The organism is Moraxella sp. (assembly GCF_024227015.1).
Taxonomy (GTDB): Bacteria; Pseudomonadota; Gammaproteobacteria; order Pseudomonadales; family Moraxellaceae; genus Moraxella.
In genome coordinates this window covers 1-12,691 of record NZ_JAAELD010000401.1, presented here as the reverse complement: position 1 = coordinate 12,691, position 12,691 = coordinate 1, and the positions used below count along the sequence as shown (strand labels likewise).

Below are 12,691 nucleotides of genomic sequence, written 5' to 3'. Positions count from 1 at the left end.
TTTGATACCCATTTCATGAAACAATCCACCGCATTAGACATACTAAAAACAGGGCAAAACGTCTTTTTGACAGGTCAAGCAGGGGCGGGCAAGACCTATATTCTTAATCAATACATTGACTATCTGCGCGCGCGTGGCATTCATGTCGCCATCACGGCAAGCACGGGGATAGCAGCCACGCACATGAATGGCATGACCATCCACGCGTGGTCTGGCATGGGCATCAAAGACAGCTTTGAGGCGGGGGATTTTAAACGTCTAAAATCCCGTCAGGTGGTCTATGAACGCATTAAGGACGCCAAGGTGCTCATCGTGGATGAGATCTCCATGCTGCACACCAAGCAGGTGGATCTGCTTAATGACATCTTAAAGTCGCTGCGTGAGGACAATCAGGCATTTGGCGGTGTTCAGGTGATTTTCTCGGGGGATTTTTTCCAGTTACCCCCTGTTGGTAAAAAAGGCGAAACCAATAAAGAGAAATTTGCCTTCATGGCTAAGGCTTGGCTTGAGGCGAATTTTCAAGTGTGCTATCTCACCGAGCAGCATCGTCAGAATTCTCAGGATGAAGCCGAGCGATTTGGACTGTCGTTAAATGATATCTTAAATCAAATCCGCCGCCAAGAAGTCACCGACGCCGCCATCAGTACGCTGCGAGCGACCGAGCGCAACGACATCGCCATGAGTCGCACGCGACTATACACGCATAATGCCAATGTTGATGAGATTAATGAATCTGAGATCGCCAAGATAGAGGGTGATGCCCAAGAATTTCATGCCATGACGACAGGCGATAAGATCTTGGTGGATTCTCTCAAAAAAAGTGTTCGTGCGCCCGATGTGCTAAGCCTAAAAGTAGGCGCGAAGGTCATGTTTGTGAAGAATAACCCAAACCTTGCCGTCTCGAATGGCACCATGGGTGAGGTGATAGACTTTACGTCATTGATTGATGATGAGAGTCCTTTAGGATCAGGCGCTGTTGGCACTTATCCTGTGGTGCGCCTAAATAACGGACGTCAGGTCATCGCTGAGCCAGAAGATTGGATGATGGAGAATAATGAAGGGGAAGTGCTTGCAAGCTACACCCAAGTACCGCTTTGCTTGGCTTGGGCGATTACGGTGCATAAGTCCCAAGGCATGACCTTGGATGCTGCCGAGATCGATCTGTCGCGCACCTTTGAGATGGGGCAGGGTTATGTGGCGCTGTCACGCCTGCGCTCATTGGACGGACTAAAGCTCTTAGGCTTCAACAAAAAAAGCCTACTACTGGATGAATGGGTGTTCCGAGTGGATAAGCGATTACAAGAAATCGCCGCCGAGCAAGAGGCAAAATTTGCCAGTCTAGATGATGAGACGCTCATGAAGATTCATAACACCTTTATCGAGATTTGTGATGGCATCACCCGCAAGGACATCATCATGGCTAATGAAAAACGCATCGCCGCCCACAAATTAGCCATCGCCAGACGTGAACACATCAAAGAAAATGACATTCCTGCTGTCCATCTGGGCAAGCCAAAAAAACAAGCAGGCGAGACACTCCAGGAGACGAGAAAATTACTCGAGGCAGGACTGGATGTGGGCGAGATCTCAGCTGAGCGCAGTCTCGCCGTCTCAACCGTCATCAATCACATTGCTCAGCTGCATGAGATGGATGGCGAATTAGACTGCGATCACATACGGCCAGATGATGAGAAGTTGCAGGCGGTGGCTTTGGCCTATGAGAAGCTAGAAGCGCAGGGCGAATTTGTGGATGGGGTGAAGCTTCGCCCTATGGTGGAGATGTTGGGTTATGATTATAATGTCGTGCGTCTTGCGTTGATATTCATCGATAAGCAAGCCAAAGATAAGGGCGATGACGTGAGCGAGAATAAGAATGACTAATTCTAATAAAATTCGCTTAGCGATCAATGGCTTTGGACGGATTGGGCGTAATGTCCTACGCGCCTTCTTAAAAAACACCGATAAATTTACCAATATCGACATCATCGCCATCAACGATGTGGCAGAGCCAGAAGCATTGCTTCATTTATTAAAATTTGACAGTGCGCATGGCAGGCTGTCATCATTACAAGTTCAGGCGTACCTGTCTTATGAGGATGCGGATGTTTGGCTGGTATTATCCAGAGGGAGCGATGAGTGGCGCATTTTGTTATTAAACAAAAGCAGCCCAAAGGATTTGCCTTGGCAAGGTTTATCTGTTGATGTGGTGCTAGAATGCACAGGCAGATTCCGCTCATATCAGGATGCTTCAAGCCATCGCACAGCGGGCGCAAGCCAGGTGATTGTCGGTGCTGCACCTTTTGATGAGGTTGATGCTAGCATTGTATTGGGTGTGAATGATCATCTGCTAAATCGCAACCTACCCATCATCTCGGGCGTCTCTTGTACCACTCAGGCGTTGGTGCCGCTCCTGTCAGTGTTGGATGAGCAGTTCGGTATCCAGAGTGTGATGATGACGGAGATTCATGCGGTCACCGCAGATCAGAATGTACTTGATCAAGCGCACCGCGATCTAAGGCGTGCACGAGCATCAGGGCATAACATCATCCCAACCACATCAAGCAGCATCAACGCAACCGAACGCGTGCTACCATTCCTAAAAGACAAAATTAACGGTTACTCCATCCGCGTGCCAACCATCAATGTGGCGGCGATTGATGTCAATTGTACATTTAAAGTGTCCATCGATGCTGATGCGGTGGCGCAATTTCTAAGATCAGTAAGTAATGACAAGCTAAAAGGAATCATGGGCTATACCGATGAGCCTTTGGTGTCGAGTGATTTTATTGGTGATGCGCACTCATTGGTGGTCGATGCAGAACAAATCATGCAGTCAGGTGAGCAGATTAAGATATTCGCGTGGTATGATAACGAATGGGGATATGCAAATCGCTTGCTTGAGATGTGTGTTATATTGGCTGATGCTTGATTGAGAAATTTGACGTTATTGGATTGGAATCAAATAAAAAACAGGCTTATTATTTAAGCCTGTTTTTATTATCGCTACTTAGAACTTGGCAAGTAGCTCATCTAAGCTTAGCATGACTTTCTCGCCATTGTCACGTTTGACGTATTCGTATTTGCCTTCGGCTAGATTACGCTCAGAGACTACGATACGGTGTGGAATTCCAATTAGCTCAAGATCAGCGAACTTCACGCCAGGACGTTCATCGCGATCATCTAATAGAACGTTCACGCCTTGATTTTTTAGGGTGTTGTATAGTTCGTCAGCTTTGGCTTCAGCTGAGCCGTCTTTTGAGCGCATTGGCACGATGGCAACGCTAAATGGTGCGATGTTGTCATCAGGATTTGGCGTGTCTGCCCAGATGATGCCATTGTCATCATGGTTCTGCTCGATGGCGGCAGCAATGATGCGGCTTACGCCAATACCATAGCAGCCCATCATCAGCGTGACTGGTTTGCCTTCTTTGCCGAGGACTTTGCAGCCTAGGGCTTCTGAATATTTATCGCCCAATTGGAAGATGTGACCAACCTCGATACCGCGCTTGATAGAGATGACGCCTTTGCCATCTGGGCTTGGGTCGCCATCGACGACGTTTCGGATATCCACGACAGCAGTAATGGCAGCGTCACGCTCCCAGTTCATGCCTGCGGTGTGCTTGTCGACCGCATTGGCGCCAGAGACGAAGTCTGATAAGGCAGCAGCGCTTCGATCAACGAATACAGGGATGTTAAATTCTGCCAAATCCGCACTAATGTAGCCTTTGATAAGACCGGCAGCCTTGATTTCTTCTTCGCTTGCCATCTCGAACGGTGTGGCGACTTGAGCGATTTTTTCAGCTTTGATCTCATTAAGTGTGTGATCGCCGCGTAGGATGAGTGCCACCAATTTTGGCATGTCTGGCGTATCTTCTGAATATGAACCCTTGACGATGAGCGTCTTGACTGTCTTAGCAAGTGGAATGCCCAGATGTTCGGCCACCTCTTCGCATGTTGGCATGTTTGGCGTAGCGACATCGCGGCGCTCTTCGGTGGGTGCAGCACGCTCATCTGTGCAGATCGCTTCAGCCAGCTCAACGTTGGCAGCGAAGTCCGATTCGCTCGAGAATGCGATGTCATCTTCACCGCTGTCAGCCAGAACGTGAAACTCATGACTGGCAAAACCACCAATCGAGCCAGTGTCAGCCTGTACCGCGCGGAAATTAAGACCAAGGCGGCTAAAGATGCGACTGTAAGCGTCGTACATGTCTTGGTAAGTGTCTGCAAGGCTGTCTTTGTCGATGTGGAATGAGTAAGCGTCTTTCATGGTAAATTCACGCGCACGCATCACGCCAAAGCGAGGGCGGATTTCATCGCGGAATTTGGTTTGGATTTGATAATAGGTCACAGGCAGCTGCTTGTAGCTTTTTAGTTCGTTACGCGCGATGTCGGTGATGACTTCTTCATGCGTTGGACCTAGAACGAAATCACGACCGTGACGGTCCTTAAAGCGCAGCAGCTCTGCACCATAATCTTCCCAGCGTCCAGACTCTTGCCATAGCTCACCAGGTTGTGTTACAGGCATCAAAAGCTCTTGAGAATTGATGCGCTCCATCTCTTCGCGGACGATTTTCTCGACGCGTTTAAGGACGCGCAGACCTGCCGGCATCCAGACATACAGACCTGAGGCAAGTTTACGAATCAGACCCGCTCGCACCATGAGCTGGCTTGAGATGATGTCAGCATCGCTTGGCGTTTCTTTTAAGGTGGCAAAGGTAAATTGGCTGGCTTTCATGATGACCCTTAACGATACAATTTTGATAAAATAGGTTATCTTACGGCAAATTTAACCCGTTATGCAACTTAAATTTTAAAAATTTTGAAAAAATTACACATCATCCTTATATTTATGTTAAATTTCTCACTAAATTCATTGGTTGGATGGCATTATGGCGAACACTTCAAAGTTAACTTTCTTCCATGCGGCGCTTGTGGTGGTTTTGTTGATTGCGACGGTATTATTTGTCAAGGCATTATATGATCGCAAGAGCGAAGCCGATGTTCATGCCGTGACCCGTGATGGCATCATTACAGACATCCAGAAGCTGTCACGGTTACAATCGGTGGCGTTCTCTGTCGATACGGTCATCACCGCCAGCAGAGAAGGCAGTTGGCAGAAGCTGTGGCAAGATGAGCAAAAGGGTCTGTTTGTGGCGCATGGGCGCGTATTGGCTGGTGTGGACCTGTCAAAAATCTCTGCCGAGATGGTGCAAGTGGCTCAGCGCACCGATTCGCAGGGCGATCCTGTGACACATGTTACGGTCAGTGTGCCACCGTCAGAAGTCTTCGCTGTGTATCTAGATGATATTGAAGTGTATGACTGGCAGACAGGGCTTTTTGGTGTGGTGGACAATGATCCAAAAATTCTCAGCGAAGCCCAGCTGTCAGCAAAAAACGAAGTGCTAAAAAAAGCCTGTAAAGGCGATGTCATGACCATGGCGGCGAATAATGCCGCTGAGCAAATCAAGGGTCTGTTTGTGCTGACGGGTGCGACCGTTGATGTGGTCAGTCAGGGCGCAGGCGCGTGTCAAGCACCATCGAAGAGCTAGAGATAACTAAGGATAATAATGAAAGTAAAATTCTGTGGATTTACCAGAAGTGAGGATCTAAAGGCGGCGGTAGCGCTTGGCGTGGATGCGGTGGGCTTGGTGTTCTATCCGCCAAGTCCTAGATATGTGGATATGGTTGCTGCACGCAGTTTGGTGGCAGATTTACCGCCTTTTATGAATGTTGTGGCGCTCGTTGTTAACATGGCAGAAGATGAGTTCATGCGCCTTAGTGACACCGTGCCTTTCGATGTGGTGCAATTTCACGGTGATGAGACCGCGGCAGACTGCCAAAGACTTGCCAATCTTACCGAAAAACGTTGGTACAAGGCAATCCGAGTACAAGAATCCGACACGGCTGAGAGCCTACTTACACAAATCCACGAATTAAAAGCGCATGGTGCCAGCGGTGTTCTGCTGGATGCTTATCATCCTGATAAATTTGGCGGCACGGGACAGGCCTTTGACTGGACAAAGATCCCAACCAATTCACCGCTACCCATCATCTTGGCAGGTGGGCTAACCCCTGATAATGTCGCAAGCATAACGCATGATGAGCTTGCCAATCGTCTGTACGGGCTGGATGTGAGCGGTGGCATCGAGAAAGCAAAAGGGGTAAAATGTGCTGAGAAAATGAGCAAATTTATCGACCATGCCAGAATTAACCCATCATAATAAGGAAAACCCATGAATATTCTAATCACAGGTGTTACGGCAGGCTTTGGCAGACAAATTGCCATTGATTGCATTAAAAACGGCCTTACTGTCATTGGCACAGGTCGCCGCCAGCATAAACTTGATGAGCTAAAAAACGAGCTTGGCGATAATTTTATTCCGCTATGCTTTGATGTTAGTGACATATCCGCGACAAAAGCCGCTTTACAAAGCCTGCCAGCCGAACTACGACAAAACATCGATGTGCTGATTAATAATGCAGGGCTGGCGTTGGGGCTAGATTCTGCTGATAAGGCGAGCATGAGCGATTGGCAGACGATGATTAACACCAATACACTTGGACTGGTTAATATCACGCATGAGATATTACCGAATATGGTAGCAAAGAATGACGGACTGATTATTAACATCTCATCGATTGCGGGTAATTATCCGTATTTTGGTGGCAATGTCTATGGCGCGACGAAGGCCTTTGTGACGCAGTTTAGCCTTAATCTTCGTGCTGATTTGATTGGTAAGAATGTGCGAGTAACCAACATTGAGCCTGGGTTGTGCGGCGATACAGAGTTTAGTAATGTGCGCTTTCACGGTGATGATGAGCGCGCGAGCAAGGTCTATGAGAATGTGGAATTTATCCGCCCACAAGACATCAGTAATATGGTATTATGGCTGATCAATCAGCCCAAACATATCAACATAAACCGCTTGGAAGTCATGCCAACGGCGCAGACTTTCGCGGGTCTTACGGTCCATAAAGGCTAAATAATTCATTAAAAGAGAAGAAGATGAGTAATACCGATTTTACCCAATACCCCAACGCCACAGGTCATTTTGGCATTCATGGCGGACGTTTTGTGTCCGAAACCTTGATGAGTGCATTAGAAGAGCTAGAACGCATTTATTTATCGGTCAAAAACAACCCTGAATTTTGGGCAGAATTTCATGATGATTTGGTCAATTATGTTGGTCGCCCCACGCCCCTATATTTTGCCAAACGTCTAACAGACGAGACAGGCGGTGCCAAAATCTATCTAAAACGAGAAGACCTAAACCACACAGGGGCTCACAAAGTCAATAACACCATCGGTCAAGCCCTACTTGCCAAAATGGTCGGCAAAAAGCGTATCATCGCCGAGACAGGGGCAGGTCAGCATGGCGTGGCAACGGCAACAATCGCCGCTCGTCTAGGCTTGGAATGCGTGGTCTATATGGGGGCGGACGATGTGGAACGCCAAAAAATGAACGTGTATAGAATGCGACTGCTTGGGGCGAAAGTCGTGGCGGTAACGTCAGGTTCACGCACCCTAAAAGATGCGATGAACGAAGCCATGCGAGACTGGGTAACGAACGTGGACAGCACCTATTATGTCATCGGCACGGTGGCAGGCCCGCACCCTTATCCTGTGCTGGTGCGTGATTTTCAGGCGATTATCGGGCGTGAAGCCAAAATGCAACACCTTGAAAAAGAAGGCAAAAATCCTGACGCATTGGTCGCTTGCGTGGGTGGTGGGTCTAATGCCATGGGGCTGTTTTATGAGTTTTTAAATGACGATGACGTGGCGATTTATGGCGTAGAAGCAGGCGGACACGGCATTGACACAGGCGAGCATTCTGCCCCCCTAAATGCAGGGCGTGTGGGCGTGTTGCACGGCAATCGCACCTACCTTATGGCGGACGATGACGGTCAAATTTTGCACACGCACAGCATATCGGCAGGGCTTGACTACCCCGGTGTGGGCCCTGAGCATAGTTTTTTAAAGGACGCTGGGCGTGTCAATTACCCTGTCATCAATGACGATGAAGCCCTAGAAGCTTTTCGCATCCTAACCAAAACCGAAGGCATTATCCCTGCCCTAGAAAGCTCGCATGCGGTCGCCTATGGGCTAAAACTTGCAAAAACGCTCGGCAAGGACAAATCTATCATCATCAACTTATCAGGGCGTGGCGATAAGGATTTGCATACGGTGATGAGTATTGACGGGATTGAGATTTAAATATCCATGACCCCGACAAGAGCAAAAAATGCCATTGGGTGAAGGTTGTTGTAAATCATTTTGGCTGTCCCACAACCAGTGATAAACGGCAGATTTGGCAATTTTTCATCATCGCTGTGCGTATTGTGATTGCTAGATTATTAAACGAAGTGGGCATTTAGAGCATTTAATCCCAATCAGCAATGGCGATAACAAGCATGAGCAGGATTGGGTGTTATTTTTAACATCAAAACGTCAAAATTTGCCAAAATCTGTTTTTAAAAACGTTATGAAAAAAAATCAAATCTTGGCACAATCAAAAAGATTGTCAAATCATGGATTTACATATACAACAAGAAATGAATAACATCATCAATCAAGCAAAACAAGATTTTGATAATGCTGCGGCAAAAATGCGTGAATTAAAGAAAAGTATGAAATAGGTTAAAATCAATATGCTATTTTAACTTTCGCAAATTAATCATGTAAATTTAATTGTAATATGATAATCAACATTATCGTTTATTAAATTTACCATTAGAAATTTTTAAATAGGAATAAATGATGACCCGAATTCAAGAAACCTTTGCCACCCTAAAACAGCAAAACAAAAAAGCCCTAATACCCTACATCATGGCAGGCGACCCGGCCCCAAGCGTTACAGTGGAGTTAATGCACCGCCTTGTCGCTCACGGGGCGGACGTGATTGAGATTGGCTTGCCGTTTTCTGATCCCATGGCGGACGGTCAAACCATTGCCCTAGCTGGCGAGCGAGCATTGGCAGGTGGCACCAGTACACGCCAAGCGATTGACATGGTGGGCGAGTTTCGCAAAACCAACACCACAACGCCTGTGTTACTGATGGGCTACCTAAACCCCATTGAGATTATCGGCTATGGCGAATTTTTGAAATTGTGCCAAGCCAATGGCGTGGATGGTTTACTCATGGTGGACTTACCGCCCAACGAAGTGGCAAACAACGAAACAGGCGATTTTGCCAAAGCCTTAGCCGAGCATGACATCAACCAAATCTTTTTGCTTGCCCCAACGACCGAGCCGACACGCCGAAAAGCGGTACTAGAACACGGCTCTGGTTTTATCTACTATGTGTCGGTCAAGGGTGTAACAGGCTCAAATGCCCTAGATACGGACGATGTAGGCAAGCAAGTCGGGGCAATAAAGGTGGACACCGACCTGCCTGTGTGCGTAGGTTTTGGCATACGAGACGGCGAGAGTGCCAAAGCGGTGGCAAAATTTGCAGACGGTGTGATTGTCGGCAGTGAATTGGTCAAGAATTTTGCTGGTGTGGCGGCGGATGATCAGGCAGCGATCGATCAAGCGCGTGCCAATTTGCTTGCCAAGATGGATGAGCTGCGTGCGGCGATTGATAGCATTTGATTATTTGAATGCTTAGGTCGCTTAATAAGCCGCTTTCATAAAATTCATTTGCCAAATAAATAATACAAGTGTAAACTATATCAAATTTTACAGTTACACCAGATAGGATTTTTTATGTCAAATCAAGCCGAAACCATCGCAGAGCCAACCGTGTGGCTGAACCGCTCTGTACCCGGCATCAAGCAGGATCGAGTCATCACACCATCTGCGGTAGACACTGAGCCATCAACTGAGTGCCCAAACTGCCATTCTTTGACGACCAATACTTCGCTGATTTTTAATCAGTATGTCTGCCCTGATTGTGATCATCACTTAACGATGTCTGCCAGAAAGCGCCTTAACTGGTTCTTTGACAGTGTGGATGCTGAGCTGGGTCAAGATTTTCAGGCGGGCAACCCATTGAATTTCGTGGACTCTAAGCCTTATCCTAAGCGCATGGAAGAGGCGCAAGCATCGACGGGTGAATCTGAAGCATTAATCGTCATGCAGGGCAAAACCAAAAACCTAGAACTGATCGCTTGTGCTTTTGATTTTAAATTCATGGGCGGATCGATGGGTTCTGTGGTTGGGGATAGATTTGTTTTGGCTGCCGAAAAAGCCTTGGCGGAACGCAAGCCTTTGGTGTGTTTTGCTGCATCTGGTGGTGCCAGAATGCAAGAAGGCCTGCTGTCGCTTATGCAGATGGCGCGTACCTCTGCAGCGATTGAGCGCCTGCGTCTGGCTGGCGTGCCTTATGTCGTCGTGCTTACCAATCCTGTCTATGGTGGTGTGACAGCCAGCCTTGCCATGCTGGGCGATGTTCATATCGCTGAACCTAAGGCGATGATCGGCTTTGCCGGTAAGCGCGTGATCGAGCAGACGGTGCGTGAGGTGCTTGATGAGCCGTTCCAGCGCGCAGAATTCTTATTGGAAAAAGGCACGGTGGATATGGTCGTACATCGTCATCAACTGGTTGAGACCGTACATCGTGTACTGTGCAAGCTAAGCAAGCTGCCTAACGCATAGTGATACAAAAAGCACCAAGATGAATTGGTGCTTTTATTTGGAGATTATATGAAGAAATTAATGATCGCAGCGCTTCTATCCTGGAGTGTGACCAATATTGCGTTTGCAGAGGTGCCAAGCCGCGCTTCGATAGAGCATTTGGCGAAGCTTGCTCACGTTGAGGATACTCTTGAGCAGACTTTTCGTGATTCTTTTGTGTTATCGGCGAGTGAGATGATGGTTGTGCTCATCCAAAAACAAAATCCACAGGCGACGCCAGCACAGCTTGAGGAGGTTCGGCAGCTGGTTCGTGCTAGTATGTCAGAGGTTGCTAAGCAGCTACTATGGGATCATCCTGAGTTTAAAAAGCAGGCTTTGAATGCCTATGTGAACACCTATGCCCAAAACCACACTCAGGCAGAGATCGACGCCTTAATTGGATTTTATGAAACGCCAGAAGGCAGTGCCATCGCCAAAAAACAAGCTCAGGTTCAACAGCAATTCGCCCGTGCGTTGTTGCCATATTCTAATGCCATGGGTCAGGATTTTATCAAAAGTGACGAGAATAAAGCGCTATTTATTGAACTGGGTGAGAAAATCGGCAAAATTTTGCGCCAATAAGCCAAATCGGTTGTGATATAATGCCAAAAAACGCTTGCCATGCAGGCGTTTTGTTTATTGTGTGGACGAAAATAACATGACTTTGACCAATCAAGACAGCCTATCATCATGGCTAGAATACATCGCAGGGATTCACGTTTCCGCCATTGACATGGGGCTTGAGCGTGTACTGCCCGTTGCCAAACGCTTGGGTGTACTAAAAGAAGACCTAACAAAAAAACCTTATGTATTCACGGTAGCTGGTACAAATGGCAAAGGCTCAACCACCGCGACCATCAGCGCGATTTGTCAGGCGGCGGGGCTTAAAGTTGCCTTATATCAGTCTCCGCATTTGGTGTCTTTTACCGAGCGTATCGTGATTGATGGTCAGAATATAGATGAACCGTTATTGGTGAATGCATTGGCGCAGGTTGAGCAGGCGCGCATCGATTGTGGGCTGACTTTGTCGTTCTTTGAGATGACGACATTGGCGGCTTTTTTGGTCTTTAAAGGGCAGAGCTGTGATGTGTGGGTGCTTGAGATTGGGTTGGGCGGACGTCTTGATGTCGTGAATATCATCGACCCAGACGTAGCGGTGATTACGAATATTGGCATTGATCATGTGGATTGGCTTGGCGATGACATTGAGAAGATTGGCTTTGAAAAGGCGGGTATCATTCGAGAAGGCATTCCTGTGGTTCTTGGGGCAAGACAGCTGCCGCAGAGCGTGTATGAAGCTGCCCGCGATAAAAATGCAAAGGCGAGTCAAATCGGTGTGGATTATGATTTTCATGATGATGCAGAATGCTGGTATTATTCGTCGCAGGGCATCACATTAAAGCTGCCCAAGCCAAAGTTATCCCTATTAAATGCCGTTAATGGTGTGAGTGCGTGTTTGACATCATCACTACAGATCACCCAAGAGGACTTCGCTTGGGGGCTGCGTGATGCGTCATTGGCAGGGCGTTTTGATCACAGACAGATCGCTAATCGGCAGTGGCTCTTCGATGTGGCGCATAACGCGCACGGCATGGCTTTTTTGCTTGAGCAGTTTGTTCCTTATTGGCATGCCCATCAGGCGATTTATCCTGATGCTAAGCTGCACGTTGTCTTTTCGATGCTTGGTGATAAGGACATTGGCGCCGTATTCGACTTGATTCAGAATACTCTAAATGATGACCTCTTCACGATCGCGCATTGGCATACTGCTGCCATTGATAATCCACGTGCCACAGACTTATCTGACATCTTGACACTGATGAATCAACATCTAGAGCAGCCCAATATCACAACTTATGACAGCCTGAATACAGCAAGCCAAGCTGTGATAACTTGCACGACTGCGCAGGATGTTATCTTGGTATTTGGTTCATTCCATACGGTGGGTGAGATGCTGACGTCATTGCTTGGCAAGCCCTACTAGGTGCAGACGGTTTAATTGTAATCTTATGTTATAAATTGTAATTAAAATGGTAGTTTTATGACAAGATTGATTGACATAAACTAAGATTCATT

The 12,691-nt window shown here is 47.4% G+C and carries 11 protein-coding genes; 10 read left to right on the top strand and 1 reads right to left on the bottom strand.

From position 1 onward, the window contains the following. Positions 1-15: 15 nt before the first annotated feature. Together GY683_RS09350 and GY683_RS09345 are read left to right on the top strand one after the other, a co-directional pair. Positions 16-1,881, top strand: coding sequence for an AAA family ATPase (locus tag GY683_RS09350; RefSeq protein ID WP_297288468.1), 1,866 nt, complete (start codon positions 16-18; stop codon positions 1,879-1,881). Continuing rightward, positions 1,874-2,929, top strand: coding sequence for a type I glyceraldehyde-3-phosphate dehydrogenase (locus tag GY683_RS09345; RefSeq protein ID WP_297288466.1), 1,056 nt, complete (start codon positions 1,874-1,876; stop codon positions 2,927-2,929). The genes GY683_RS09350 and GY683_RS09345 overlap by 8 nt, the downstream gene beginning before the upstream one ends. Positions 2,930-3,007: 78 nt before the next feature. On the opposite strand, the gene GY683_RS09340 is transcribed toward GY683_RS09345, so the two are convergent. Then, entirely contained in the window at positions 3,008-4,735 is a 1,728-nt protein-coding gene (locus tag GY683_RS09340; RefSeq protein ID WP_297288465.1) for a proline--tRNA ligase, read from the bottom strand. Between the two features lie 154 nt (positions 4,736-4,889). Between GY683_RS09340 and GY683_RS09335 the strand changes: the two genes are divergently transcribed. The 8 genes from GY683_RS09335 (at position 4,890) to folC (ending at position 12,599) form a co-directional block, all read left to right on the top strand. Beyond that, the gene (locus tag GY683_RS09335; protein WP_297288464.1) at positions 4,890-5,549 is read left to right on the top strand and encodes a DUF4230 domain-containing protein; all 660 of its coding nucleotides are present in this window, start codon (positions 4,890-4,892) and stop codon (positions 5,547-5,549) included. A 15-nt stretch (positions 5,550-5,564) separates the two neighbouring features. Further along, entirely contained in the window at positions 5,565-6,221 is a 657-nt protein-coding gene (locus tag GY683_RS09330) for a phosphoribosylanthranilate isomerase (protein ID WP_297288467.1), read from the top strand. A 12-nt stretch (positions 6,222-6,233) separates the two neighbouring features. Continuing rightward, the gene (locus tag GY683_RS09325) at positions 6,234-6,983 is read left to right on the top strand and encodes an SDR family NAD(P)-dependent oxidoreductase (RefSeq protein WP_297288463.1); all 750 of its coding nucleotides are present in this window, start codon (positions 6,234-6,236) and stop codon (positions 6,981-6,983) included. Positions 6,984-7,006: 23 nt separating this feature from the next. Continuing rightward, positions 7,007-8,215 (top strand): tryptophan synthase subunit beta, encoded by a 1,209-nt coding sequence (gene trpB, locus GY683_RS09320; RefSeq protein ID WP_297288462.1) that lies wholly within the window; start codon positions 7,007-7,009, stop codon positions 8,213-8,215. A 543-nt stretch (positions 8,216-8,758) separates the two neighbouring features. Then, positions 8,759-9,592 (top strand): tryptophan synthase subunit alpha, encoded by an 834-nt coding sequence (gene trpA, locus GY683_RS09315; RefSeq protein ID WP_297288461.1) that lies wholly within the window; start codon positions 8,759-8,761, stop codon positions 9,590-9,592. Positions 9,593-9,706: 114 nt separating this feature from the next. Then, positions 9,707-10,597, top strand: a complete 891-nt coding sequence (accD, locus tag GY683_RS09310; RefSeq protein WP_297288460.1) for an acetyl-CoA carboxylase, carboxyltransferase subunit beta — start codon at positions 9,707-9,709, stop codon at positions 10,595-10,597. A gap of 48 nt (positions 10,598-10,645) precedes the next feature. Next, positions 10,646-11,197 carry a DUF2059 domain-containing protein gene (locus GY683_RS09305; protein ID WP_297288459.1) on the top strand — a complete coding sequence of 184 codons (552 nt, stop codon included), beginning with the start codon at positions 10,646-10,648 and terminating at the stop codon, positions 11,195-11,197. A 76-nt stretch (positions 11,198-11,273) separates the two neighbouring features. Beyond that, positions 11,274-12,599, top strand: a complete 1,326-nt coding sequence (folC, locus tag GY683_RS09300; protein ID WP_297288458.1) for a bifunctional tetrahydrofolate synthase/dihydrofolate synthase — start codon at positions 11,274-11,276, stop codon at positions 12,597-12,599. The last annotated feature ends 92 nt before the right edge of the window (positions 12,600-12,691 follow it).

Excerpts from the sequence above, each read along its gene's own strand:
- folC (WP_297288458.1), top strand. The coding sequence starts at position 11,274 with ATGACTTTGACCAATCAAGACAGCCTATCATCATGGCTAGAATACATC.
- GY683_RS09340 (WP_297288465.1), bottom strand. The coding sequence starts at position 4,735 with ATGAAAGCCAGCCAATTTACCTTTGCCACCTTAAAAGAAACGCCAAGC.
- accD (WP_297288460.1), top strand. The coding sequence starts at position 9,707 with ATGTCAAATCAAGCCGAAACCATCGCAGAGCCAACCGTGTGGCTGAAC.
- GY683_RS09345 (WP_297288466.1), top strand. The coding sequence starts at position 1,874 with ATGACTAATTCTAATAAAATTCGCTTAGCGATCAATGGCTTTGGACGG.
- trpA (WP_297288461.1), top strand. The coding sequence starts at position 8,759 with ATGACCCGAATTCAAGAAACCTTTGCCACCCTAAAACAGCAAAACAAA.
- GY683_RS09325 (WP_297288463.1), top strand. The coding sequence starts at position 6,234 with ATGAATATTCTAATCACAGGTGTTACGGCAGGCTTTGGCAGACAAATT.
- GY683_RS09335 (WP_297288464.1), top strand. The coding sequence starts at position 4,890 with ATGGCGAACACTTCAAAGTTAACTTTCTTCCATGCGGCGCTTGTGGTG.
- trpB (WP_297288462.1), top strand. The coding sequence starts at position 7,007 with ATGAGTAATACCGATTTTACCCAATACCCCAACGCCACAGGTCATTTT.
- GY683_RS09305 (WP_297288459.1), top strand. The coding sequence starts at position 10,646 with ATGAAGAAATTAATGATCGCAGCGCTTCTATCCTGGAGTGTGACCAAT.
- GY683_RS09350 (WP_297288468.1), top strand. The coding sequence starts at position 16 with ATGAAACAATCCACCGCATTAGACATACTAAAAACAGGGCAAAACGTC.